22 protein-coding genes and 1 pseudogene are annotated in these 23,153 nt (G+C 67.8%); 17 read left to right on the top strand and 6 right to left on the bottom strand.

Features of this window, described 5'->3' with window-relative positions:
• Positions 1-18 precede the first annotated feature (18 nt).
• Positions 19-306, top strand: coding sequence for an SDR family oxidoreductase (locus ACFY4A_RS23390; RefSeq protein WP_390831292.1), 288 nt, complete (start codon positions 19-21; stop codon positions 304-306).
• A gap of 434 nt (positions 307-740) precedes the next feature.
• On the opposite strand, the gene ACFY4A_RS23385 is transcribed toward ACFY4A_RS23390, so the two are convergent.
• Complete coding sequence (locus ACFY4A_RS23385; protein ID WP_390831291.1) at positions 741-1,772, bottom strand: 2Fe-2S iron-sulfur cluster-binding protein; 1,032 nt, start codon at positions 1,770-1,772, stop codon at positions 741-743.
• A gap of 243 nt (positions 1,773-2,015) precedes the next feature.
• Between ACFY4A_RS23385 and ACFY4A_RS23380 the strand changes: the two genes are divergently transcribed.
• Positions 2,016-2,639, top strand: coding sequence for a TetR/AcrR family transcriptional regulator (locus ACFY4A_RS23380; RefSeq protein ID WP_390831290.1), 624 nt, complete (start codon positions 2,016-2,018; stop codon positions 2,637-2,639).
• A gap of 26 nt (positions 2,640-2,665) precedes the next feature.
• On the opposite strand, the gene ACFY4A_RS23375 is transcribed toward ACFY4A_RS23380, so the two are convergent.
• Positions 2,666-3,409, bottom strand: a complete 744-nt coding sequence (locus ACFY4A_RS23375) for an SDR family oxidoreductase (protein WP_390730106.1) — start codon at positions 3,407-3,409, stop codon at positions 2,666-2,668.
• A 98-nt stretch (positions 3,410-3,507) separates the two neighbouring features.
• Between ACFY4A_RS23375 and ACFY4A_RS23370 the strand changes: the two genes are divergently transcribed.
• From ACFY4A_RS23370 to ACFY4A_RS23320, 11 genes are all read left to right on the top strand, one after another.
• Positions 3,508-4,710, top strand: coding sequence for an acyl-CoA dehydrogenase family protein (locus ACFY4A_RS23370; RefSeq protein ID WP_390831289.1), 1,203 nt, complete (start codon positions 3,508-3,510; stop codon positions 4,708-4,710).
• Positions 4,711-4,772: 62 nt separating this feature from the next.
• Complete coding sequence (locus ACFY4A_RS23365) at positions 4,773-5,744, top strand: phosphotransferase family protein (RefSeq protein ID WP_390831353.1); 972 nt, start codon at positions 4,773-4,775, stop codon at positions 5,742-5,744.
• A 407-nt stretch (positions 5,745-6,151) separates the two neighbouring features.
• Entirely contained in the window at positions 6,152-6,904 is a 753-nt protein-coding gene (locus tag ACFY4A_RS23360) for an SDR family NAD(P)-dependent oxidoreductase (protein WP_390831288.1), read from the top strand.
• 169 nt (positions 6,905-7,073) lie between these two features.
• The gene (locus ACFY4A_RS23355; protein ID WP_390726896.1) at positions 7,074-7,499 is read left to right on the top strand and encodes a carboxymuconolactone decarboxylase family protein; all 426 of its coding nucleotides are present in this window, start codon (positions 7,074-7,076) and stop codon (positions 7,497-7,499) included.
• A gap of 15 nt (positions 7,500-7,514) precedes the next feature.
• On the top strand, positions 7,515-8,426 hold the full coding sequence (locus ACFY4A_RS23350) for a fumarylacetoacetate hydrolase family protein (RefSeq protein WP_390831287.1): 912 nt from the start codon (positions 7,515-7,517) through the stop codon (positions 8,424-8,426).
• Positions 8,427-8,431: 5 nt separating this feature from the next.
• Positions 8,432-9,061 (top strand): carboxymuconolactone decarboxylase family protein, encoded by a 630-nt coding sequence (locus ACFY4A_RS23345; RefSeq protein ID WP_390726898.1) that lies wholly within the window; start codon positions 8,432-8,434, stop codon positions 9,059-9,061.
• A complete protein-coding gene (locus ACFY4A_RS23340) occupies positions 9,058-11,388 on the top strand; it encodes a CaiB/BaiF CoA transferase family protein (RefSeq protein WP_390831286.1) in 2,331 nt (776 codons plus the stop codon). Before ACFY4A_RS23345 ends, ACFY4A_RS23340 begins: the two co-directional genes overlap by 4 nt.
• On the top strand, positions 11,385-11,873 hold the full coding sequence (locus ACFY4A_RS23335) for a nuclear transport factor 2 family protein (RefSeq protein ID WP_390831285.1): 489 nt from the start codon (positions 11,385-11,387) through the stop codon (positions 11,871-11,873). The genes ACFY4A_RS23340 and ACFY4A_RS23335 overlap by 4 nt, the downstream gene beginning before the upstream one ends.
• A gap of 46 nt (positions 11,874-11,919) precedes the next feature.
• Positions 11,920-12,465: a chromate resistance protein ChrB domain-containing protein gene (locus ACFY4A_RS23330; protein ID WP_390831284.1), complete on the top strand. Its 546-nt coding sequence runs from the start codon at positions 11,920-11,922 to the stop codon at positions 12,463-12,465.
• A gap of 62 nt (positions 12,466-12,527) precedes the next feature.
• Positions 12,528-13,760 carry a cytochrome P450 gene (locus ACFY4A_RS23325; protein ID WP_390831283.1) on the top strand — a complete coding sequence of 411 codons (1,233 nt, stop codon included), beginning with the start codon at positions 12,528-12,530 and terminating at the stop codon, positions 13,758-13,760.
• Positions 13,761-13,800: 40 nt separating this feature from the next.
• Positions 13,801-14,334 carry a VOC family protein gene (locus tag ACFY4A_RS23320; protein ID WP_390831282.1) on the top strand — a complete coding sequence of 178 codons (534 nt, stop codon included), beginning with the start codon at positions 13,801-13,803 and terminating at the stop codon, positions 14,332-14,334.
• Positions 14,335-14,405: 71 nt separating this feature from the next.
• Here the strand turns inward: ACFY4A_RS23320 and ACFY4A_RS23315 are convergent, their stop codons facing one another.
• Complete coding sequence (locus ACFY4A_RS23315) at positions 14,406-14,537, bottom strand: hypothetical protein (protein ID WP_390831281.1); 132 nt, start codon at positions 14,535-14,537, stop codon at positions 14,406-14,408.
• Between the two features lie 94 nt (positions 14,538-14,631).
• Here ACFY4A_RS23315 and ACFY4A_RS23310 point away from each other — a divergent pair, with 94 nt between their 5' ends.
• Positions 14,632-16,101, top strand: coding sequence for a class I adenylate-forming enzyme family protein (locus ACFY4A_RS23310; protein WP_390831280.1), 1,470 nt, complete (start codon positions 14,632-14,634; stop codon positions 16,099-16,101).
• 442 nt (positions 16,102-16,543) lie between these two features.
• Here ACFY4A_RS23310 and ACFY4A_RS23305 read toward each other — a convergent pair whose 3' ends face one another.
• The gene (locus ACFY4A_RS23305) at positions 16,544-17,536 is read right to left on the bottom strand and encodes a glucosyl-3-phosphoglycerate synthase (RefSeq protein ID WP_390831352.1); all 993 of its coding nucleotides are present in this window, start codon (positions 17,534-17,536) and stop codon (positions 16,544-16,546) included.
• 122 nt (positions 17,537-17,658) lie between these two features.
• Between ACFY4A_RS23305 and ACFY4A_RS23300 the strand changes: the two are divergent.
• A pseudogene (locus ACFY4A_RS23300) lies at positions 17,659-17,859 on the top strand (transposase); the annotation flags it as partial.
• A gap of 62 nt (positions 17,860-17,921) precedes the next feature.
• On the opposite strand, the gene ACFY4A_RS23295 reads toward ACFY4A_RS23300, so the two are convergent.
• Complete coding sequence (locus ACFY4A_RS23295) at positions 17,922-18,344, bottom strand: amidohydrolase family protein (protein ID WP_390831279.1); 423 nt, start codon at positions 18,342-18,344, stop codon at positions 17,922-17,924.
• On the opposite strand from ACFY4A_RS23295, the gene ACFY4A_RS23290 reads away from it, so the two are divergent.
• Together ACFY4A_RS23290 and ACFY4A_RS23285 are read left to right on the top strand one after the other, a co-directional pair.
• A complete protein-coding gene (locus ACFY4A_RS23290) occupies positions 18,294-18,524 on the top strand; it encodes a hypothetical protein (RefSeq protein ID WP_390726966.1) in 231 nt (76 codons plus the stop codon). The two genes, ACFY4A_RS23295 and ACFY4A_RS23290, sit on opposite strands and share 51 nt — an antisense overlap.
• A 1,218-nt stretch (positions 18,525-19,742) precedes the next feature.
• The gene (locus ACFY4A_RS23285) at positions 19,743-20,144 is read left to right on the top strand and encodes a Zn-ribbon domain-containing OB-fold protein (RefSeq protein WP_390831277.1); all 402 of its coding nucleotides are present in this window, start codon (positions 19,743-19,745) and stop codon (positions 20,142-20,144) included.
• Positions 20,145-20,905: 761 nt separating this feature from the next.
• On the opposite strand, the gene ACFY4A_RS23280 is transcribed toward ACFY4A_RS23285, so the two are convergent.
• Positions 20,906-23,065 carry an alpha-galactosidase gene (locus ACFY4A_RS23280; protein ID WP_390831276.1) on the bottom strand — a complete coding sequence of 720 codons (2,160 nt, stop codon included), beginning with the start codon at positions 23,063-23,065 and terminating at the stop codon, positions 20,906-20,908.
• Between the last annotated feature and the right edge of the window lie 88 nt (positions 23,066-23,153).

Genomic DNA, 23,153 nt, shown 5'->3' with positions numbered 1-23,153 from the left:
CCGGGACCTGTTCCCACCTTGTTGCCGGGGCTGCCCACGCCGCCTATCTGCGCGAGCTCTAAGACCGCGGCCGGGGAGCATGCGGGTGGCCGGGTGCGCATCAACGCGATCTGCCCGGGCGGCACCGACACCCCGCTGCTGCGGGCATCGATCGGTCGCGATGCCGAGGTCGGCGACCGGTGGGCAACGCGGCCGATGTCGACCGCGGACGACGTGGCCGCCGCTGCCCTGTGGTTGTGCTCGGATGCGGCACGTTCGGTGTCAGGCGTCGCGCTGGTCGTCGACCGCGGCGCGATGTTCGCCTGACGGTCGTAAACAGCTACCAGCTGGGGGACCCGTCGAGCCTTGCGCCGGATCACCCTCCGAGTTTTACTATCACTGTTAATTTATTGGCGCGAGGGGAATCTCGTGTGAGCGCCCCCTGGAGAGCGGAGCCGCACGGTGGCGACGGACGGGCTTACGGGAGATGGCGAGGGAGCTGCCTTTCCCCTCCGGTCCCCGCGCCACCGACCCGGCGTTCATGGACGAGGTGCGGACCATCACCAGCGGTACCGCGAGCGGCTCGGTGGCGGCGGCGAGCTCCTCGCCCGCGCGATCCTCGTGCTGTGCCATCCGGGCCGGCGGCCGTAAGCCAACCGCGCTGATCCTCACCGCTGACGCGCGCACCGATGGGTCGCGGCTTCCCTCCGGGCGAGGCGGCGACCCATCGGTCTTCCCAGCTCAGCGGTAGTTGCTCGCGGCTACTCGTACTCGACCGTCACGGACGGCGTGTCTGGCACCCCCTGGCAGGTGAGGACGTAGCCCTCGGTGACCTCTTCCTCCGTCAGCGCGTCGTTGACGCGCATGGTTACCGTGCCCTCGGTCAGCTTGGCCGTACAGGTCGCGCAGTTGCCCGCCTCGCAGGAGAAAGGCGGGGCGAGCCCGGCGCGCCTTGCGCTCTGTAGCAGCGTCTCGTTCGCTTGCCGCGGCACCGACACCCGCTTGTTGCCGAGCAGGATGGTGATCGTCCCCTCCGTGGCCGCCGGAGGTTTGGTTGGGGTCGGGGCCTGACGCGGCGGGGGCGGTGGCGGGACCTGCCCCCCGCCGAATCGCTCGCTGAAGATACGTCCCGACCCCTGCAGCGCCGACTCCACGAGCTCCATGAAGGGCTCGGGTCCACACACATACGCGTCCGCCTCCATGTCGGCGCCCACGAACTCCTTGATGTCCGCCGCGTTCAGGAAGCCCCGCTCGTCATCGAGATGGCGCACGACCGTCAGGCGCCCCGGATGGCGCTCCGCCAGTTCGGCCATGCCCTCGTAGAAAATCGCCGAGGGCCTGTCGCGGTCGGCGCACAGCAGCCGGACCCGGCGGTCGGTGCCGGTGAGCGCGCTCTTGGCGAGGGAGAGGACCGGCGTGATACCGCTGCCTCCGCAGAAGCCGAGGAGCGGCGTGTCGGCGAGGGCCGGACGCAGGCAGAACTGACCGCGCGGCTCGGTCAGTTCGAGTTCATCGCCCTCCATCACGTGGTCGTGCAGCCAGTTCGAGACCTTGCCGCCGGGGACCCGCTTGACGGTCGTCATCAGCTCGTCGTCGGTCTCCGGGGCGCTCGACATCGAATAGGACCGCAGCAGGTGCCGGCCGTCCACGCGGACCCGGAAGATGCAGAACTGCCCGGCTCGGTACGACAGCGGCCCTCCGTGCGGGGCGAGCACGAACGTACGGGTGTCGGCGGTCTCCTGGGTGATCCGCGTGACGGTCGCACGCCGGAACAGCGGGAAGGGGGTCGGCATTGCGGCCTCTTTCTGGTGTGAAGTTCGTTCGTCGGACGCGAGATGGGACCTTCTCTGCAGGGCGACGGAGTTCCCCTTCTGAGGAGGAACGTTGCGAAGGCCGGCGGCCGGTGTGATCATCTTGCTGATCAAGGTCGGCGCCTTCACCGACGTGGGGTTCAGTAAGATGTCCGAGTACGTCGACGCCGCGAAGGCGTTCGCCTCCTGAGCAGATCGCCCTCGTCGGTGTGGAAAACTTCTGAGATGGCCTCCCCCAAAAAGTCGACTGGTCGGCAGCGGCTGCCCACCGACGAGCGCCGCGCCCAGCTCGTCGACATCGCTAGCCGGCTGTTCCGTGAGCACGGCTACCACCACGTCGGTATGCGGGACATCGCGGATGCCGCAAACGTCAAATCTGCTTCTCTTTACCACCATTTCCGGTCGAAGACCGATCTGCTCCAGGCCATCGTCGAGTCGGTCTCCGAGGACTTCATCGCGTCGCAGGAGCCGTTCGCCCGAGCAGCTCGGGACGAGGAGCAATGCAGTGGCGAGTTCCTGGCGGTCCTCCTGCGCAGGCAGATCATCTACCTCTGCGAGCACGCCGACGCTTTGTGGGTGGCCGATCGGGAGATCAACTCGCTGCCGCCTGACGTCATCGCGCATGTCCAACGCTCGCGGCGTCACTACCAGCGGACGATCGCTGCGCTGATCGCTGACGGAATCCGAAGCGGCGAATTGCGGTCCAGCGCGCCGGACCTCGTCGCGCTCGCGGCACTGGACATGGTGAACGGCGTGAGCCGTTGGTACAGGCCGGGACGTGGCCGCTCCGTCGAGCAGGTGGCCGACGACTACGTCGCCTTGATCATCAAGGACCTGCTCGGTGGCTGACTTGAGCCGGGGGGACGACGGCACGGTCAGATGAGTGACATGCCGCCGTCGATCACCAGCATGCTGCCCGTGATCCAAGAACTGCTCCGGGTGGAGAGGAACAGGGCGGCGGCTGCTACGTCCGAGGGCTCTCCGATCCGGCCGAGTGGTGTCTTCGAGCGCACCTCGGCCTCGTGTTCCTCCCAGAGAACGCGCGCCATGTCCGTGCGAACGATTCCCGGAGCAATGCTGTTGACGCGGACGCGCGGCGCCAACTCGACGGCAAGTTGCCGGGTGAGATGCAGAAGCGCAGCCTTGGTGGCGTTGTAGTAGCCCAGGCCAGGCTCCGTGACCAGGCCGCCGATCGACGCGACGTTCACGACGACGCCCTCGCGCGCACGACCGAGTCCGGCCGCCACGGCCGCCTGAGTCCAGAGTAGCGGAGCGGCTTGGTTCGCCTCCGCAGTCACCGCGAGCTGTTCGGCCGAGATCTCGAGCAAGGACCCGAAGTGCGGGTTGACAGCTGCGTTGTTGACGAGAATGTCGATCCCCCCGAATCGCTCCACCGCGAGCCTCATGGCGTGCGCCGGAGCATCGGCGTCGCGGACACTCGCCGCATACCAGGTGGCCCGCTCGCCCAGCTCGGCCGCCGCCGCCCGCAACGACTCCTCGCGCCGGGAAACGATCACGACATTCGCTCCGGCAGCTACGTAATGCGCCGCAATCGCGTGACCGATTCCCCGGGAACCGCCGGTCACGACGGCAGTACGACCTTCGAGTGACTCGATCACGCCTGCTCCTGCGAGAGATGTCCTGGACGGCACGGCACCCCACACCATAACCTAACGACGGATAGGTTAGTAAGCCGCTACTACAGCGCGAGGACGGAATGGATCTCACGCCGTCAGCCCGCAGCGCAGAGCTGCGCCGTCAGTTGATCGAGTTCATGGACCAATGGGTGTACCCGGCGGAGGCCACCTTCGACGACCAATGGCGGGAGACCGGTAAGTACCCGTCCGTCATGGAGGAGCTCAAGACGCGGGCGCGGTCCGCCGGTCTCTGGAACCTGTTCCACCCCCATCCGGACGAGGGAGCGGGCCTCACCAACCTTGATTACGCACCCCTGGCCGAGATCATGGGCCGATCGCTGATCGCTCCCGAAGCATTGAACTGCAGCGCGCCGGACACCGGGAACATGGAACTGCTATCCATGTTCGGCACGCCGGAGCAGAAGGCCCGTTGGCTACGGCCGCTTCTCGACGGGACAGTCCGCTCGGCTTTCGCCATGACCGAGCCCGACGTTGCATCGAGTGACGCGACGAACATCGCCACCCGCATTACCCGAGCCGGCGACGAGTACGTCGTGCATGGCCGGAAGTGGTGGGTGACAGGCGCTGGCCACCCCGCCTGCGCGTTCTTCATCGTCATGGGCAAGACCGATCCGAGCGCCGCGCGGCACCGGCAGCAATCGCAGATCATCGTGCCGGCCGATGCCAAGGGTGTGCGAATCGTCAGGCCGCTGCCGCTGTTGGGATACTGGGCACCGGAGACCCATTGCGAGGTCGAATTCGACGACGTTCGCGTACCGGCCGCGAACCTGATCGGGGCGCCGGGTGACGGCTTCGCCATCAGTCAGGCGCGGCTCGGGCCGGGGCGGATCCACCACTGCATGCGATCCGTCGGCGCGGCAGAGCGAGCTCTGGAACTGCTGTGCCGCCGGGCGCTCGCTCGGGAGACATTCGGTAAGCCCCTCGCCGCGCGCGCGAACATCAGAGACTGGATCGCTGAGGCCAGGCTGGAGATCGACATGCTGCGGCTCCTCGCCCTGCGCGCCGCCTGGCTGATGGACACGATCGGGAACAAAGCCGCGGCCGTAGAGATCTCCGAGATCAAGATTGCCGCGCCGATGATCGCCGGCCGAATCATCGACCGGGCCATGCAGGTGCACGAGGCTGCCGGAATGAGCGATGACCATCCGCTCGCCCGGCACTATGCGGTGCAGCGGGCACTGCGGTTCGCGGACGGGCCGGACGAGGTGCACAAGATGGCTCTGGCGCGCGGCGAACTGCGCAAGTATGCGACGGTGACCTGATCGTGGCGGTGCTCGGTTCGCGGGTCGGCTCGCCGGAATGGAGCCGACGTCTCGCAGCCTGGATGAGACGACAAGGGTGCGCTGGCTCGGCCCCTACCAACATTCGGTCGATCAACGGAGGCACGCAGAATCTCCTGATCCGGTTCGTGTTCGGCGAGTCCGAGTACGTACTGCGCCAGCCGCCGCGGTCGGTTGCAGGTGGGCCGGAAATGATCGCACGGGAAGCTCGAGTCCTCGGGGCGCTAGCCCGGACGGACGTGCCGCACGCTACGCTCGTGGGAGCCGAGACCGAACCCCATGTGCTCGGCGAGCCCTTCTTGGTGACGGCCTTCGTCACCGGCTTCAACGCCGTCGACGAACTTCCGGTGCCTGTCCGTGGCAGCCCGGCGGCGCAGCGCGAAATCGCATTCGCGGCCGCGGAGACCGTGGCAGGTCTCGCGAGAGTGGATCCGGCCGCCGTAGGTCTGTCCGATTTCGGCAGACGTGCCGACTGGGCGCAGCGCCAGGTCGCTCGCTGGACACGCACGCTGGACGGCTACCGGGCAATCGCCGGATACCGGGCAGATTCGCTGACCGCCGCGTCCGCCGTTCACATGAGGCTCACGCGATGCTACCCGCGCGAGCAGCGGTTCGGGTTGCTGCACGGCGATCTGCACTTCGGCAACATGCTCGTCAGACCCGATGGACGCCGAATTGCCGCGATCGTCGACTGGGAACTCGCCACGCTCGGCGACGTGCGCCTCGACCTCGCGCATCTTGTCGTCACCTGGCCTGGGACGCTGACCTCCTGGGCGTCGGCAGATGGTTGGACCTGTACGGACAGCATTGACGCCGTTGATCGCTACGCTGAACTAGCCCCTCGGGGGCTCGAGGACTTCGCGTGGTTTCGATGCCTGGCCGCCTATCGGATGGCGGTGCTGCTGGAAGGCAGCTTGGTACGCAGCCTCAATGGAAGTGGTGACCCGAGTACCGGGCGGCGCCTGCACGCAATCGCCGAAGAACTGCTCGACCGCGCTCTCGAACTCCCCTCGTGACAGCAGCGCCTGATGGGTGCATCATGTCTCGAGACGCCAACTGGTACGTACAAGTGAGTCTCTCGACGACCTGATGGCGGATGGCCCCAAGGCGTCGTCCGGCGGTCGCTGCTTCGTGACCCCGGCCACCATCGAACTCGAACCAGCGCCGACAGCTGCCGTATCAACGGTCGGTCTGCCGGCCGGACCAGAAGGGCAATGGTGTGCAGAATGAGTGCGCGACCAACCGCCGACACTGACGACCCGCGCGTCGAACTGACCACCCATGTTCGTCGACATCCTCGCCCTCTTCGTCCTGGGGCTCGGCAGCGGCGCGAACGTCACGACGAGGTCCGGGTGGCGTGCCTGCCATCCGACACCGTGGTGTCCGAAGCCCAAAGCCCCCTGAGGCAGAGAAGCGCATCGACGTGAGTACCGGTTCCTTCAACGGCAAGGTGGTGCTCGTAACAGGTGGCGGCAGCGGTATCGGCCAGGCTGCCGCCCGGCAGTTCGCTGCCGCGGGTGGGGTTGTCCTCGTCGCGGATGTGGACGATGCGGGTGGGAGATCCACCGTCGAGAGCATCCGCTCCGCCGGTGGGTCCGCCGAGTACCAGTGTGCCGATGTCTCGGACGAAGTACAGGTGGAGGCGCTGGTGGCCCGGGCGGTCGACCAGTTCGGCGGTTTGCATTGTGCGTTCAACAACGCTGGTATCAGCATGCCCCGTACACCCCTCGCGCAGATGAGCGTGTCGGACTGGGACCGGCTCGTCCGGGTCAACCTCACCAGCGTCTTTCTGTGCATGCGCGCCGAGTTGCGGCACATGACCGCACACGACGGGGGCGTCATCGTCAACACGGCTTCGACGGCCGGCCTGCGGCCGCCACCGGGGGTGGGTGCATACGCGGCGTCCAAGCATGGCGTCGTCGGTCTCACTAAGACCGCGGCCGGGGAGCATGCGGGTGGCCGGGTGCGCATCAACGCGATCTGCCCGGGCGGCACCGACACCCCGCTGCTGCGGGCATCGATCGGTCGCGATGCCGAGGTCGGCGACCGGTGGGCAACGCGGCCGATGTCGACCGCGGACGACGTGGCCGCCGCTGCCCTGTGGTTGTGCTCGGATGCGGCACGTTCGGTGTCAGGCGTCGCGCTGGTCGTCGACCGCGGCGCGATGTTCGCCTGACGGTCGTAAACAGCTACCAGCTGGTGGACCCGTCGAGCCTTGCGCCGGATCACCCTCTGAGTTTTACTATCACTGTTAATTTATTGGCGCGGCAGTGAGCGACAGACTGCGCGGACCGCAGTGGCGACCGGCCGTGTCACGGGCCGCCGAGCGCGAGGAGAGCCAGTACATGAGGACGGACAAGAACGGCGGCCGGGAGATCCGGCTGCTGATGCAGGGCAAGAAGGCCGACACGTTCGAGAAGATTCAGCGGGCCCTCGATCCGGAGATGTTCGAATGGACCGAGGAGTTCAACTTCGGAACGGTATGGACCCGCCCTGGCCTGGACTTCGACACCCGGATCCTGATCGCCATCACGGCGCTCGCCGTGCAGAACGGCCCCATCCGCAACTACCTGCACGGAGCAATCCAGGCCGGCATCGACCCGAAGCGGGTCCACGAGGCGCTCGTGATGCTCACGCCCTACGCCGGATTCTCCACGGCGATGGACGCGCTGCAGGTCTGGGGTGATGTCGTGCGCTCGGAGCGGCGGCGAGGAACAGTCGTGGACTGCCCGGTGACGGACATCGACATCGAGTACAAGAAGCCCACCTGACCGAGCTGGAGCCACATGCGAATCGGAAACCTCGGCGGCCGCGCCGTTCTCGTTCGAGGGGATGGGGCGATCGACATCGCGACGAGCTCGAACGGGGCGTTCGGGCCCGACCCGCAGCAAATCTACGAGAGCTGGCCGGAATTCCGCCTGTGGGCGCCACGGGCGAAGGGGGTTTTGGCGCCCGTCGACCCTGAACGCCTCGGCCCACCGGTGCCGCGACCGCGGCAGATCTTCGCCATCGGCTTCAACTACCTGGATCACTCGGGCGAGGCCGGTGCCGAGGTGCCGCGGCATCCGACGGTGTTCACGAAGTTCTCCTCGTCCCTCACAGGGCCGCACGCGACCGTCGCCCTGTCCTCCGGCATGCTGGCCGACTGGGAGGCCGAGCTCGTCGTCGTGATCGGCACTGGCGGCCGCAACATCCCGGTGCAGTCGGCGTGGGAGCACGTCGCCGGGCTCACGGTGGGACAGGACCTGTCGGACCGCAGGTTGCAGATGCGCAAGCCGGCGCCACCGCAGTACTCGCTCGGCAAGTCGTGGCCGGGATTCGGTCCGATCGGCCCGTACGTTGTGACGCCCGACGAGCTCGCCGACCCTGACGATCTCGCGATCGAGTGCCTACTCGGCGAGGAACGGGTCCAGGCGAGCCGGACGAGCAAGTTGCTGTTCCCGGTGCCCGAGCTGGTCGCGCGGCTCTCGCAGACGCTGACGCTGTTCGGTGGAGACCTCATCTTCACCGGCACGCCCTCCGGGGTGGGTGCGTTCCGCACGCCGCGCCGGTGGCTACGGCCGGGTGACGTGCTGACCTCCACGGTCGAAGGCGTCGGCGCGATCGTCACCGCGTTCATCTCCGAGGACCGCGAGGCCGGTTCGCGCGAGCGACGGGTCGCCGGGAAAGCCTCTGCCTCTGGCACGGAGCGGGAGTGACAGCCATGTCGGACGACACGGTCGACCAGGCCCTCACGAGGCTGCCGCGTTCCGGGCCGGTGCGTGCTCCCAACCACCGCGTGTTCGCACGTCGCACGAGCCAGGACACGGACGGCGACGTCAGCCGCGTCCTCGGAAAGCTGGAAGCGACCGGCCAGAACTATACGGTCCTCCAGGTGCTCGCCAATGCGTCCGTCCTCTTCCGGCCATTTGTTCTCCTCTCAGACGCGCTGAACAACCATTCGGTGATCCCACCGAATGTCCGGGAGGCGGTGATCCTTCTGATGGCTGCGCGCGGCGAGGTGCAGTACGAATGGGCCGAACACGTGCCGATGGCCCGGGAGGCCGGTCTGACCGACTCCCAGATCGCCGCCCTGGCTGAGGGGTCGTCCCCGCCGTCGCACCTGTTCAGCGCCGCGCAACTGGGTGCGCTCGCCCTCACGGAGGAATTGTCACGCGGTGCGGGCGTCGCCGCCGACACCTGGCAGCGCGTCAGCGCCGAGTGGGGGGAAGCCGGCGCGCTCGAACTGATCGCCATCGTCGGCTGGTGGGGCGGGTTTGTCCAGACCATGCTCGACGCCTTGGGTCTCATCTATCCGGACGACGGTCGTCCGGGCCGGAGGCCGCGATCATGAGCGGCGCGATGCTGGCCGGGTTGTGCGTCATTGATATGACCACGGGAATCGCCGGACCGATGGCAACTCGCCTGATGGCCGAGTACGGCGCGGATGTGATCAAGGTCGAGCCCCCGGGCGGAGACCCGTTCCGAGACACATCTCTGTTCGCCACCGCCAATCGCGGCAAGCGCGGGATCACGCTCGACCTGCGCTCCGCGCCGGACCGGGCCCGCCTGGACGACCTCCTCGCAAATGCGGATGTCCTGGTACACGGACTGCGTCCGGGCAAGGCGACCGAACTCGGTCTGGACGACGAGACGCTCACGACCCGCTTCCCGCGCCTTGTCGTCTCAGCCGTACTCGGTTACCCGGCTCTGCACCCCGATGCCGACCGGCCGGGCTACGACATCCTCGTCCAGGCGCGGTCGGGCGCGATGGACGAGCTCATCGGAAACCGCGCCGGACCGATCTTCATGCGCCTGCCGCTTCCCAGTTGGATGACTACGCACCTCGTCACCGCCGGAGTGCTGGCCCGACTCGTCGCGCGTGATGCCAATGGCCGTGGCGGGTGTGCCCACACCAGCCTGCTCCAGGGCATGCTGGCGACTCTCATGCCGGTGTGGAACCGCGCCGAGCGGCCGAGTACCGCTCTCGCCGAGAAGATCCCGCTGACACGAGGCGGCGAGGGGATGCTCCGCTGCATGTTTCAGTGCGCCGACGGTGAGTGGATGCAGATCGCGACGCTGACGGGATACACCGAGCACCCGCTCGTCATCGAGACGATGCTCGAAGCGGGTCACGACTTCATCGCAGTGGACGGCTGGGCGCCGACCGATGAACAACTGGCGGTGTACCGGGACGTCTTCCGTCGTCGGCCGCGTGCCGAGTGGATCCGGGCCTTCGACGAGGGGGACGTGCCGGTCGGGGCGATCGAGCCGCTCGGCTCTGTGTTCTCGGACCCGCAGGCTATCGCGAACGGGTACGTCGTCGATGTCACCGACCCGGTGTGGGGCCGGGTCAGGCAGGCCGCTGCGCCTTTTCGGGTGGAACCGCCGGCGACGGTGCGCGGTCCGGCTCCGCGACTCGGTGAGCACGACGGAGTCGCGCTGGGCGAGTGGTCACCCCGGAGGCCGCAGGTGCTGAGTGGAAAGCCGGTCCGCCGGCCGCTCGAGGGGGTCCGCGTCCTGGATCTCGGGATGTATGTCGCGGGCCCGAGCGGGCCGTTGCTGCTCGCCGATCTCGGCGCCGATGTCATAAAGGTCGAGCCTGCCCGCGGCGGCGACCGGGTTCGGAACTTCGAGACCTTGTACGTAGGTGTGAACCGTGGGAAGCGCTCACTCGCCATCGACCTGACGGACGAGCGCAGCCGGCCCGTGTTGGAGCGGCTCATCAAGTCTGCGGACATCGTGCACCACAATCTTCGGCTGCGTGCGGCGAGCAAGCTCGGTCTCGACTACGAGACCGTGCACGCGATGAATCCGCGCGCGGTGCTCTGCCACGTGAGCGCGTACGGACACACCGGTGAGAAGAAGGACTGGCCCGGCTACGACCCTACGGCCTCGGCCGCGTCAGGATGGGCCCTCGAATCGGGCTCCCGCACCGGTCGGCCGGTCTGGTACCGCTTCGGAGTCTGGGACGTGCAGTCCGGGATGGCATCGGTGATGCCCGCCTTGATGGCTCTGTTGCGCCGTAACGTCACCGGAGAGGGGGCATTCGTCTCGGTGTCGATGCTCGGCATCGCGGCGCTCACCAACAGCTCGACCATGCTCCTGGAGAGCGGGCGCCTCGCCCCGTACCCGGCGATCGACGACGAGCAGACCGGCCTCGGCCCTGGCTACCGCATCTACCGGTTGGCCGGTGACGACTGGGTAGCGGTGTGCGCGTTCCGGGACGGTGATCGTGCCGCACTACGCCGCATCGCGCGGGTGGACACCGACGAACAATTGCCGGCCGCGCTCGCCGATCGGGACGCCGAGTGGTTCGTCAAGGAGCTGGATGACGCCGGCATTCCGGCCGAACGCGTCGTGCGCGATCACGAGCAGGAGTTCTTCGACGCCGAGGTTCGCAGGGGCGGGCTCGCGACGAGCTACCAGCACGTGCAGTACGGCCGGCTCGAGCAACCCGGAGCGTTGTGGGAGTTCTGCGACCTCGACCTTCAGCTCGATGTCCCGCCGGCCGTCGTCGGGCAGCACACCGTCGAGATCCTCGGTGAACTCGGCTATTCGCGCGAAGAGATCGACGAGTTGGCGGCCGCCGGCCTCGTACACCATTGGCCCGGGACGGCGATGGAGGAGACCACCGCGGACGAGCTGCCTCGGACCGAACCAGATGGAGGAGTGAGATGACCAGCGGCCCTTTGGCTCAAGACGATCGCGAAGCGATCGAACGCACCATCACCCTGTACAGCCATCTCGTCGACTTCGGACGCTACGACGAGTGGGGAGACCTGTTCACCGAGGATGCTGAAGCCGCGACGGTCGGTGGCATTCAGGTGTGGGGCGACGGGTCGCCCCAGCGCACTCCCCGCGGACGTCAGGCCATCGTGGACTTCGTGCGCGGCAACGTCGAACCGATGCGCGAGAAGGGCGTCCACCTGATGCACATGCCCGGCAAACCGGTCATCGAGCTGGACGGGGACAGCGCCCGCGCATGGTGGACCTACGTGGTCGTGGCGACAACGGCCGATTCGATCAGTGTCGCAGCGACCGGCCGATACCACACCGAGCTGGTCCGGGGCAGCGACGGTCGCTGGCGATTCCGCACGCGAACCTGCGTGGAGACCGGCGGACCCCTCCCCGACGGCGCGCTGCGCGAGCCGCCGAGCCGGTGACCGTCCCGATGCCGATCGCCAGTCCTGGGAGGCCATGGTGAGGTGGGTGACGCGATCGCACCTGCATCTCGACCGTGCCGCGACGCCGTGGCTCATCCGCCGGTTCATCGATCCCGACGCGTCGTTCGAGTTCGTGGGCTGGCACCCGCAGACCGAGCTGCCGGACGGTGCGATCCCGTTCGGAGTGCCCGGCGTGGAGCTCAGCGCGCACGACGAACACGGCACGACGTTCGAGAAGGTGATGCGCAAGTTCGACCTTGAGGACCGGGCGCTCTGCGAGATGGCGGCGATCGTGGCGGCGGGGGTGCGTTGGGCGCTGCGGATCGATCCTCCGGACGGGCAGCCGCCCGCTCATGCCGCGCTGGGCCGAGCCCTGGACGGGCTCGGTACCGCTCTGGGTGTGTTCAACAGCGACGAGGACATCATTCGCATCTCAACGCCGCTGTATGACTCGCTCTACGTCCTGTGCCAGATGGCGGTACTGAGCCGCGCGGAACAAAAGGCCGCTCCGCGCGATCCGGTCGGCCGCCGGGCGTACTGGCGCGCGCGTCTGATCGATCCCGCCTGGCGGATGACTCCACCAGAAAACTAGCACCGGTAGCATTAGTGGGCCGGCCAACGCCACGGCGCGCGTCGGCCTCGCGAGGAGCCTCGATGACAAACACGATCGATCAGGGTCTGTACGACGCCTGCCCGTACCCGTACTACGAGCAGCTGCGTTCCGAGCCAGTCCGCGAACAGCCGGGCATCGGCTACGTGGTCTCGCGGCACGAGGACGTCCTGATGGTGTTGCGGAACCCGGACACGTTCTCGGCCGCGTTCAACCCCGGGTTCGGCTCGTCCCGGCTGACCCTGAACGAGCGGCCGCCGTCGGTCGACAAGATCATGGCGGAGGGCTATCCGGAGTGTCCGGCTCTCGCACACACCGACGGAGAGACCCACAAACGTCATCGCGGCTTCGTCAACCGCGCGTTTACGCCTCGCCAGGTGGCCAAGGTCGAGCCGATGATCCGCTCGGTCGCGAACGACCTCATCGATCATTTCATCGACCGCGGGCGGGCGGAGATGCTGAGCGAGTTCAGCGGCCCGCTTCCGCTCACCATGATCAGCGACGCGCTCGGTCTGCCCCGCGAAGACCTCTCGTTGTTCAAGGAATGGACCGAGGCGCTACAGGGCATCCGGGCGCGCGTGGTGCCCGAGGCCGAGTTCATCGGGCGGGCGCACAAGTGGGTCGCGTTTCAGCGCTACTTCGGCGCGGTCGTCGAAGACCGCCTCGCCAACCCCCGCGACGACCTCGCCTCGGCGATCCTGCGGGCCGGCAACGCCGGTGAGACCCCGCTCGAGTCCGGCGAACTGATGAACATCTTCGTTCAACTGATCCTGGGTGGGAACGAGACGGCCGCCAGTACCTTCAACTCGGGGATGCTCACCCTGGCCCGCGACGCCGGGGTCCAGGAACGGCTTCGCAATGACCCCGCACTGATCCCGGATTTCGTCGAGGAGGTGCTGCGCCGGGACTCGCCGGTGCTCGGCATCCCGCGGATAGCGACGAGGGACACCCGCATCGGCGAGGTCGACATCCCAGCAGGATCGCGTCTGCTCGTGCTGTTCGGCTCCGCCAATCGCGACGACTCGGTCTTCCCCCACTCCGACGACTTCGAGCTCGAGCGGGAGAATGTCCGCTCGCATCTTGCCTTCGGCATCGGGATCCACTTCTGCGTGGGCGCCCCGCTGGCACGCGCCGAACTGCGCATCGGGTTCGAGCAGTTGCTGTCCCGACTCGGCCCCTTCAGCCTGGCGCCCGGGTTCGAACCCAACTACATCGGCGGCCCGCTGGGCCATCGTCTCGAGCGCTTGGATCTGCAGTTCACGCCCGGCGGGCACTGACAAGTCACGCACGACCGTAGGCAAAGAAGGGAAGGACGCCATGGCTCCTCCGCTGAAATTCGCGCACGTCGTCTACCGCACCAACGACCTACCGCGGCTGCGGCACTGGTACCAGACAATGCTTGATGCGTCCGTCGCCTTCGAGAACGACTTCATCTGCTTCCTGACCTATGACGACGAGCATCACCGTGTCGCCATCGTCAGCGACCGGAAGTTCGTACCACCGGGTCGGCCGCGCGCCGTCGACCACGTTGCGTACACCCGGCGTGACCTGCGCGATCTGATCGACACGCACGACCGGCTCAAGGCGGTGGGTATCGAGCCGTACTGGACGGTCAACCACGGACCCACGACGTCCTTCTACTACCGGGACCCGGATGGGAACGGCGTCGAGTTCCAGGTCGACAACTACGCACGGATCGAGGAGCTGAACCAGTTCTTCCGCTCGCAGTACTTCGAGGACAACCCGATCGGCATCGACGTCGACGTCGACGACCTGCGCGCCCGGCTCAACGCCGGCGAGCCGGTCGAGTCGCTCCTGTTGCGGGCCGACGTGGCAGCCGCGACCAAGTGAGACAGCGGGGGCAGCGCCACACGTGAGGACAACCCGATCGGCATGGACGTCAACGACCTGCGCGTCCGGCTCTACGGGGCGCCGACGTCGACGCGGAGCTGTTCCCGCTCGATGACGAGGCCTACAGCGTCGTCGGCGATAGAGCGGTGCCGACGGGCAAGGAAGAGGTCGCGGGCCTGGGTGTGAGCGAGTGTCCGGAACACGCGTTGCGGACCGTTCCGTAATCCAGCGCGCCGACGAGGCGGATCGGCGGCAGGCCACCGAGGAGTTGTCATGGGTATCGAACTACTGCTGGACATGGCCGTGGACGGCTACGGGGAACGCATCGCGATCGGATCGCACGACAACGGCTCGAGCTACGTCGACCTTGCGGCGCTGAGCCGAGGCGCGGCGACCATTGCAACCGAGCACGGTGCCACCCACATGGCAACCGTCGCTGTCATGGGGCCGCTCCTGCCGATCGTCCTGTTCGGCAGTTCGTACGCCGGCGTGCCGGCCGTACCACTGAACTATCGACTCTCGACTCCGGCGCTGGACGAACTGCTTGCCACGCTCGAGCAGCCGCTCGTCATCGCAGACGCGGACTTCGCCGAGGCGCTGCGACGGCCCGGGCGCAGTCTGCTCACCACCGAGGAGTTCTTGGCGAAGGCACTGGCGGCGGAACCGGCCGATCCGGCCGACACGACCGACGACGATCCGGCCGTCCTGCTGTTCACCAGCGGTACGACGAGCAGGCCGAAGTGCGTCGTCCTGACGCATTCCAATCTCGTCTCTTATGTTCTGGGCACGGTGGAGTTCGCCGGCGCAGGCATCGACGAGAGCCAGCTGGTGACCGTGCCGCCGTACCACATAGCGGGTGTCGCGTCGGCGCTCACCAGTACCTACAGCGGTCGCCGGGTCGTCCATCTCCCGCAGTTCTCGCCGGCTGGTTGGCTGACCACCGTGCGGCGCGAATCCGTCACCTCAGCCATGGTCGTCCCGACGATGCTCGCCCGAATCGTGGACCACCTGGACGGCAAGCGTGCCGACGCGCCCAGCCTGCGGGCCCTCGCCTACGGCGGGGCGCGGATGCCCGCCCCCGTTCTGGAACGCGCACTCCATGCCTTTCCCGAGGTGGATTTCACGAACGCGTACGGATTGACCGAGACATCGTCAACCATCGCCGTCCTCGGCCCCGAGGATCACCGCCGGGCGATCGTGTCGAGCGAGCCCCGGATGCGTGCACGACTGGGCAGCGCGGGCCGTGCGGTGGCGGGCGTGGAGATCGGCATCCGCGATGCCGACGGAAGCCTGTTGGCGGCCGGGGCGGTGGGGGAGATCGTGGTTCGTGGTCCGCAGGTGTCCGGAGCCTACGTCGGGCTCGGGAGCGTCCTCGATGCCGACGGCTGGTTCGCCACCCGCGATCGGGGATGGCTCGACGAGGACGGCTATCTCTACGTCGACGGCCGGAGCGACGATGTCATCATCCGCGGCGGCGAGAACATCGCGCCTGCCGAGGTTGAAGACGCCTTGGTGCGGATGGCGGGCGTACAGGACTGCGCTGTATTCGGCCTGCCCGACGACGAGTGGGGTGAGCGGCTGGCAGCGGCTGTCGTCGCCGAACCGGGGCAGGAGCCCACGACGGACGAGGTGAGGTCCTACATGCGCAGTCGGTTGCGTGGCTCGCGGACCCCCGACGATGTCTTCATCGTCGACGCGCTGCCGTACAGCGCCACTGGCAAACTGTTGCGCCGCCGACTCGTCGCGACCTTCGCCCGGGCGGAGTGATCGCAGTCCGCTCTCCTGCACATCGGCCGGCCCGCTGCGTCGGCCGGCTGCGCTGGGACGCTTCCTAGACGATCAGGTCGAGCGGGCGCCGATGTCGAGTGGACGTCGATCTGGTGAGGTGGCGCCCTGTCATCGGGGACTACTACGAGCCGGGCCCGTTTCCCGACGACATCGTGGCGAGATGCCTCTCTCGAAGCAGGAAGATCTTGGTCGGTCTCCCGCTTCTACCAGGGGCCCCGTTCCCGTGTCTGTGCCTCCAGCGAAATCCGCAGGTTGACGCCCACCGCAAGCCGCTAACTACGCGGCATTGCCTGATCACCGGCATCCTTGACCAGAAGGCCGCCCCAGCGAGGAACTCGCAGCGCTGTACGCCCAGCGCTGGGAGATCGAGAGGTTCCTCCAGGGCATTGAGTCGTTTCCGCGGTGAACCGGTCACGGCCTGTCAGGCCGAGGGCACGGACTTCGCGGGCGGTCGTTCGATGAGTTGCGCGTGACGATCCCTGGACTGGATCACCCCGTCTCCCGAGACGTACTGGCGCAAGATCACCTCATCGGCTGCGGGCCTGTCCAACGACCGAGACCAGGCCGCCGCCATGATTTGCGTCGCCATCGCACCGAGATCCAGCAAAGCCTGGTGTCGATGTGTGCGGCGGCCGAGATCCACCTGGGCTATCGCGTCCGTGCCGGCGACACGAACGGTGTCGATTAGAGCGGCCAGCTCGACGGCGTAGCCGGTGGGCACCGGCAACGACTCGAACAGCGGACGACGGATCGCCCACTCGCCCGCGAGAGGCTGCACCACACCCGCGAGCTCCGGATACAGCAGGGCGATCAGCGGTCGTGCCACCAGTTCGGTGACGCGTCCTCCTTCGTACGCCGCGACCGTATTGCCTGAGCGGTAGGGACGCTCGTAGAAGCCTTTGACCATAGACACAGCGGGTTCTGTCAGCAGCGGACCAAGCAGGCCGGACACGAAATGGGTGTCCCAGTCCACGAGGTCGGCGTCCATGAAGACGAGCAGATCTCCCTTGGTGACGAACGTCGACTTCCACATCGCCTCGCCCTTGCCTGGGTGGGTACCGAGGTCCGGACGGATATCGCAGCAACGATGCACGATCGCCCCGGCGTCAGTTGCCACGGCATAGGTGTCGTCATCCGAGTCGGAGTCGATCACGATGACCTCGTCGAGCAACGCGACTGTACCCACCAGCGTCTCGCGCACCCGTGAGACGACTTGGCCCACCGTGGCCGCCTCATTGTGGGCCGGGACCACAAGACTCACCGACTGCCCGGTCGCCTTCTTGGCAGCAACGAGCTCCGCAACCGTCCATTCCTGCCAGTGGTGGGTGCGACCAGCGAACCAGTCCTCCGTCTCCCGACGACCATTCCCGCGAGTAAGTGATCCGAGGTGAGTACCCTGCTCGCATGAACTCACCAAACCCGACCGATCGGTCAACCACGCAGACGCACAGTTAGGAAGCTTCACCGGCGTGCGCTCCCTGACCGTTCAAATCTCCGGCGTCCTGCTTTCGTTGAGTGTCCGGATGAGGCAGTGAGCTGACGGATAAGCAATGGGCGGTGTTGGAACCGCTGTTGCCTGCGGGGAAGAAGCCGGGGCGGCCGCCGATGTGGACGCGGCGGCAGTTGATCGACGGCATCCGGTTTCGGGTGCGTACCGGGCGGGACCTGCCCGCCGAGTACGGCCCGAGGGGGCGGGTGTACGACCTGTTCCGCCGCTGGCAGCGGGACGGCACCTGGCAGCGGATCTTCACCGCGCTGCAGGCCCGGGGCAGATGCCAACCACCTGATCACCTGGGACATCAGCGTGGACTCCACGGTGTACCGGGCGCACCAGCACGCCGCCGGGGCGCGGGAAAGGGGGAGCTGCAAAAGGAGCCGTCTGGCGGCGTCCAGGCGGAGCCGGCCGACCACGGGCTCGGCCGCTCGCGCGGCGGGCTGACCACCAAGCTGCACCCGGCTGTCGAAGAGGGGCAGAAGCCCATGTCCCTCGTGATCGCGGCAGGGAAGCGGGGTCCTCCACCGGGATGACACTCAGCACCGGGCCTGCGGGTCATCGACAGCATCGGCCAGCGACACGACGCAAAGCAGTTGCCGATGACGACGCTCGTTACGCCGTGCCAACCCGAGATCGTGCAGTACGGGTCCCAAGACACCTGGGCGTCGTAGTGGGTGTGGGCGTCGACGACGCCCGGTGCGACGATCAGGCCGTCCGCGTCGATCACTTCTCCGCGGTCGACGAGCGCAGCCTGTCAATCGTGGCGATCTTCTCGTTCCTGATGCCGATGTCTCCCTCGAACTTCGGCAACCCGATGCCGTCGCGACGGTGCCGCCGCGAAGGATCGTGTCGAATTCGCCATGTGAACCTCCCGCTCCAGAGGGTTCTGCAGGTGACCAAAGGTTAGGCCTGTAGATACAAGCTGCCAAGATGTCGGCTAAAATTTGGGATTTTCAAGAAGGGGAGAAACGGTTGCTTGTCCGTACAAGGTCTGTCAGGGGAACTGCGTGTCAGCCATCTGTCCACTGACCGAACGCCAGCGGGCCGAAGGAGTCAGTTCAACGGAAGCTGGTCGCTACGTTGGGATCGCCCCCTCGTAGCGGGCCACCCGGGGGTTGGCACATACCGCACGGGACAGGGACACCACACCACCGGCCTCCACCTTCATCGGCAGGACCGACGAGGCTCGGCGCCCAGTTCCGTCCAGGCTCGAAGCACGCCGAGCGGATCGGTCAGCGCCGCACCGACATTGTCGATGGGTAATTGCTGAGGGCGGGGCCCGGCGTGCCGGCAGTCTGGGGGGTGTCGGGCACGGTTGGGCTCCTTGCTCAGCGGCCCGCACCCTCGGGTCAGCCGGGATGCGGGGCCGGATGACTGTGCAGCAGTGTGGGGGTGCGGGTCAGCGTGCCCTGGTGCGCCGGACCCAAGTGCTGCGGCGGGCCGTGAGCCAGAAGCACGTGTACAGGAGGGTCAGGGTCGTGGTGAGGGCCGCTTACGCATGTAGACGGGTTTCCGACCGCAGGTCGGGCGCCCTGGCGGCCGCAACGACAGACGCGCGCGGCGGGCTGGTCAGGTACCCGCGCACCACCCGCCTGGCACGGGCGGCCGGTGGGCGGGGACTCGCAGCCTGGTCAGCGTGTGCGCGGAGGACGGCGTCGGTCGGTGGGCGTACGAGGAGGCTTGTGCCTTCTGCCCCGACGGCACCCCATTCCACGCCCTCGGCAGGTAATCCCCTGGCAGGCCGCGAGCGTCCGAACCGGCACTGCACAGTGTGCAAGGCCAGCGGTGAAGGCTCGTGTGGGATGCTTCCGGCGACTCCCCCGCCGCCCTCGCCGCGCCCGTCGCCCCGGCCGGGCGGGTAGCCCGGCGGGCATCGGGAGGAGGACGTGGTCGTCGTGGTGTCGCGGCGCGGAGCGCCGTTGTGGCGGGTGCCGCGGGAGATCGAGACAGCACTCGCGCACGGCCCGCCGTCCCCGGCCCCCAACAAGTGATGGTACGGAGTTCCTTTACTTGCGGCACTGAGTGCCATAGCCTGTGCCGTGCACGGTGGCAGCGCGACCGCACACACGGGCGCACGGCTGCCCCGCACGCGGAATTTCCGGCCCAGCGCAGGGAGTTGACCAGCGTGTACCACCACTCAGGAAACGCCGCTCATCCGGCGGGCAGCTCCGCGACCGGCCTCCTCGAGCCCGCAAGCCACGAGCCGGAGGCCCTGTACTTCCAGCGCTGCACCTGGTGCGGAACGGCCATGTACCAGCGGGTGCTGTGTCCGGCCTGCCGAGGCAGCGACCTGCGGCCCGAGCGCAGCGACGGCACCGGCACCGTCCGGCGCTCCACCGTCGTGCACCGCTACACCCCCGCCGCGCGCAATGTGTCGCTGATAGAGATGGACGAGGGGTTCGTCGTCCGGGGCCGGGTCATGGGCGCGCTCATCGGCATCCACGGCAGCCGGGTGCGGCTGTCTACCGCGCGGGACCCGGTACGGGGCGAGCCCGTCTTCAAGTTGCTGCACGAGTACCGCGCGTGAGGTTGCCGACCGTCCGTGTGCGGCGGTGAGTCAGGACAGCAACGACCTGTCCGGCAGGACGCGGGCCTCGAGCGGTTCCCGGGCTCCGGCCTGCTCCTCGCGGGGCCGAGGGCCAGCGCCAGGAAGGTAAGCACCACGCACACGGCGTAGACACTGCTGGACCATGCAAGCAGTTCAGGGTACGGACTGGTGTGCGCGGGCCCGCCCTCCCCGCGGATCAGACGCGGCACGAGCCGGAAGACGGTGACCAGCGCCCACATGACGAGGGTGACGCGGCTGAGCCGGCGCCGCCGGCCGGGGCTATGGGCCAGCCAGATCATCGGGCACGCACCAGACCCAGTGGTGGCTCCAAGAGATGCGACACACCAGCAGCCGGTACAGTTCCACGGTCACCAGAACGCAGCGGGTCGGTGGTCAGCGGACGGGCACACGTCGGAGTGAGCAGGCACGCGCATGACGGGCACGTATGCATGCCATGGGTGAGCACTCGCGCTCAGACGGCCGCCCCGTCGCTGGCGGGCCGTCCTCAGGCTGCCTGATGGCCCCTCAGTATCCCCGCGAGCTGCGCCCCTGCCATCGCCCCCCGGCAGTAAGGCGGGCGCAGGTCCCGATGATCAGGGAGTTGCGACGCTCTGTGATCACTGAGGAGACCTGTGCCCCTTCTGTCCTCATGGCTGGCCGAACCGCTCTGGGACCAATTCGCGGCGCTGTTGTCTGCGCGACCTCTTAGGTCGGCATCAGCCCTGACAGTGTCCAGGGACTCATGATGTCCAGGAGCCGGTGCCGTCGGCCGCCACGTCGTCCACCCTGATCAAGTGCAGGGAGGTACTGGACCAGTCCCCGACCGGCAGTTCGGGCGTGATCCCGTACCCGGTCAGTACGGACGCATGATGCACGGCGCCGGTAGCGGCGTCCCGGTAGCGCGCGGCGGGATCCAGGCCGGCGAGCCTGAGGACGGGGCGCGGCGTGCCGTGGCGGGGTGCCCGCTGCCACACCAGCACGAAGACCTCCCGGCGGTCCCTGGTGGTGTACTGCACGGCGGTCGGTCCGTCGTCGACGGGGCCGCGCAGCCGGTACTGGGTGCCTTGCTGCACGATGTGACGGACCTTCTTGTACTCCGCCACCAGATCCGCGCCTTGGGCGAATTCCCCGGGTGTCCAGTGTGCGAGGTCGCCGCCTACCGCCAGGACCCCCGCCATCGCGACATGGAAGCGGTAACGCAGCGGCACCGAGCGGCCGGTGAGCTGGTTGGGCACATCCGTCACCCAGGCCGCCATCACCCGTGCCGGGTAGATCTGGCCGAAGCCGTGCTGGATGGAGACCCGGTCTACCGCGTCGGTGTTGTCGGACGGCCACGCCTGGTCCGTACGGGAGAGGATGCCGAGGTCGACGCGGCCGCCACCACCGCTGCACGTTTCGATCCGCAGCCCGGGGTGGTCCGCACGCAGGCGGTCGATGACGCCGTAGAGGTTGTGCACGTACTGCGTCCACAGAAGGTCCTGGCCGTCTTCACGGGCGGGCCAGCCGGCCTCGCTGAAGGCGCGGTTCATGTCCCACTTGAGGAAGTCGATCCCGTTGTCCGCGACCAACCGGGTCAGCCATCCGTACGCCCACTCGGCGATGTCGTCACGCGCGAAGTTGAGCACCAGTTGGTTGCGCAGTTCCGTGCGGGTGCGGTGTGGGAGGTGCAACACCCAGTCGGGGTGTGCGCGGTAGAGGTCGCTGTCCGGGTTGACCATCTCGGGCTCCACCCACAGGCCGAATTGCATCCCGAGCCGGTGGACCTCCTCGACCAGCGGCCCCAGCCCCTGGGGGAGCCGCTTGGAGTCCGGTGCCCAGTCGCCGAGACCGGCGGTGTCGTCGCGGCGGCCTCGGAACCAACCGTCGTCGACGACGTAGAGCTCCACGCCCAGCTTCGCTGCCTGGGCCGCAAGCGCCTTCTGACTGGCCTCGTCGACATCGAAGCCGGTTGCCTCCCAGGAGTTGAACAGCACGGGGCGCGTCTCGTCCGGGTGCGGGAGCACATGAGCCAGGACGTACGCGTGCCAGGCGCGGCTCGCCGCACCGAAACCACCGTCGGTGTACATGGCCGCGAAGCGCGGGGTCGCATACTCCTCGCCCGGGCCGAGTGGAAGTTCCGCTCCGTCATGCCCCGCTCCGCCCGTGAAGGACGCACGTCCGTCGGGCGTGCGCTGCACGATGAGGTGCCAGCTTCCGCTCCAGGCCAGGGCCGCGCTCCACACCTCTCCCCGGTCCTCGGTGGCGTCACCGGCGTCCAGCATCAACCACGGGTTCGCGTGGTGGCTGGTGATGCCTCGCCGACTGGTGAGCACGGTCTCGCCGTGCGGAACCGGCTCCCGGTGCAGCAGGCCCTCCGCCGACCACTGGCCCGTGACATGGCTGATCCGGTAGTCGTCGCGCGGCGACAGCGTCCAAGCGGCCGAATCCGCGCGCAGCACAGCAATCGGTTGCTGCCCGGCATTGCGCAGCACGGTCCAACGCTCGATGACATCTGTGTCGTCGTGGACACGGTAGTGGAGGGTGACCGCCAGCGGGTGGTGGCGGTCACGGAACTCCAGGGCGAGTTCCGTCGTTCCGGGCGCCGACTCACTGATTCGGTGGCCCAGGGGCGCCCACTCGAAGGCACGGGTGCCGTTGGTGAAGCGCACCCGGAGGGACGGTGCTCCGTACCGGGCCCCACCGTCGACCGGCAACTCCTCGCCGGCCGGGGAGCGGCCCTCGAAGCTGCTGATCTCCCCCGCATCAGGACGCACGAGTTGGCCGGCCGCTGCAAGGGGTAGCCGAGGTCCCCAAGCGACGTGACAGGGCGCTCCCGTGTGATCGATCCGCATCGCGTACGACGTGCGCGCAGTGGAGAGCAACCAGACACCGGAGGCCGGGTCGAAGGAGATCGCAGACATGGATCCTCACGTTCGGAGAGTGCCGCACAGGAGCAGTGCGCAGCCAACTCTGCCTTGGATCACGTGTCAACACCCGGTCACTATCTAG

Source organism: Streptomyces sp. NPDC001292, assembly GCF_042896465.1.
GTDB lineage: Bacteria > Actinomycetota > Actinomycetes > Streptomycetales > Streptomycetaceae > Streptomyces.
This window is presented reverse-complemented; position numbering and strand designations above follow the sequence as displayed.

Coding starts and splice junctions, on each gene's coding strand:
- ACFY4A_RS23385 (WP_390831291.1), bottom strand. CDS start 1,772: ATGCCGACCCCCTTCCCGCTGTTCCGGCGTGCGACCGTCACGCGGATC.
- ACFY4A_RS23380 (WP_390831290.1), top strand. CDS start 2,016: ATGGCCTCCCCCAAAAAGTCGACTGGTCGGCAGCGGCTGCCCACCGAC.
- ACFY4A_RS23370 (WP_390831289.1), top strand. CDS start 3,508: ATGGATCTCACGCCGTCAGCCCGCAGCGCAGAGCTGCGCCGTCAGTTG.
- ACFY4A_RS23365 (WP_390831353.1), top strand. CDS start 4,773: ATGAGACGACAAGGGTGCGCTGGCTCGGCCCCTACCAACATTCGGTCG.
- ACFY4A_RS23355 (WP_390726896.1), top strand. CDS start 7,074: ATGAGGACGGACAAGAACGGCGGCCGGGAGATCCGGCTGCTGATGCAG.
- ACFY4A_RS23350 (WP_390831287.1), top strand. CDS start 7,515: ATGCGAATCGGAAACCTCGGCGGCCGCGCCGTTCTCGTTCGAGGGGAT.
- ACFY4A_RS23345 (WP_390726898.1), top strand. CDS start 8,432: ATGTCGGACGACACGGTCGACCAGGCCCTCACGAGGCTGCCGCGTTCC.
- ACFY4A_RS23340 (WP_390831286.1), top strand. CDS start 9,058: ATGAGCGGCGCGATGCTGGCCGGGTTGTGCGTCATTGATATGACCACG.
- ACFY4A_RS23335 (WP_390831285.1), top strand. CDS start 11,385: ATGACCAGCGGCCCTTTGGCTCAAGACGATCGCGAAGCGATCGAACGC.
- ACFY4A_RS23325 (WP_390831283.1), top strand. CDS start 12,528: ATGACAAACACGATCGATCAGGGTCTGTACGACGCCTGCCCGTACCCG.
- ACFY4A_RS23320 (WP_390831282.1), top strand. CDS start 13,801: ATGGCTCCTCCGCTGAAATTCGCGCACGTCGTCTACCGCACCAACGAC.
- ACFY4A_RS23310 (WP_390831280.1), top strand. CDS start 14,632: ATGGCCGTGGACGGCTACGGGGAACGCATCGCGATCGGATCGCACGAC.
- ACFY4A_RS23280 (WP_390831276.1), bottom strand. CDS start 23,065: ATGTCTGCGATCTCCTTCGACCCGGCCTCCGGTGTCTGGTTGCTCTCC.